The sequence below is a fragment of the Streptomyces noursei genome (assembly GCF_001646665.1).
Taxonomy (GTDB): Bacteria; Actinomycetota; Actinomycetes; order Streptomycetales; family Streptomycetaceae; genus Streptomyces; species Streptomyces lavendulocolor.
This window is the reverse complement of the sequence record NZ_LWBU01000275.1, coordinates 1-434: the sequence shown is the minus strand read 5'-3', so window position 1 is coordinate 434 and position 434 is coordinate 1. Positions and strand designations below refer to the sequence as shown.

Annotated in this window: 1 pseudogene; it reads left to right on the top strand. The window is 81.3% G+C overall.

From position 1 onward, the window contains the following. Nucleotides 1–434, top strand: a pseudogene (locus A4V12_RS39985) (hypothetical protein); the annotation flags it as partial.

Here is a 434-nt window from a genome sequence, read left to right as displayed (position 1 = left end):
CCCCCCCCCCCCCACCCCCCACCCCACCCCCCCGACCGCCACCCGGCCCGGCCCCCCCGCCCTCCCCGGCCGCTCCCCGCGCCCCAGCCGCCGCCCCGCCACCCCCGAGACCGCGTTCCCCCTGCGCGCCCGCGGCCGCACCGGCCCGGGCCGGCTCGTCGCACCGCGCCTGCGCCCCCGCCCAGCCCCCCGCCGACCTGGTCGACACCGACCCCTGCCTCGACCTGTACGCCCGCCCCACCCTCAGCACCGTCCTCTTCCGCCCCGCCGGCGCCCCCCACCACACCATCACCGAGAACCCCCGCGACCTCCCCACCCCCGGCCACGCCGTCCTCGGCAGCGCCCGCGCGGGCGGGCGCCTCTGGATCACAACCACCCTCCTCAACCCCCACACCCACCCCGCCCACTCCCGAGAACCCCTCGCCATCACCGCA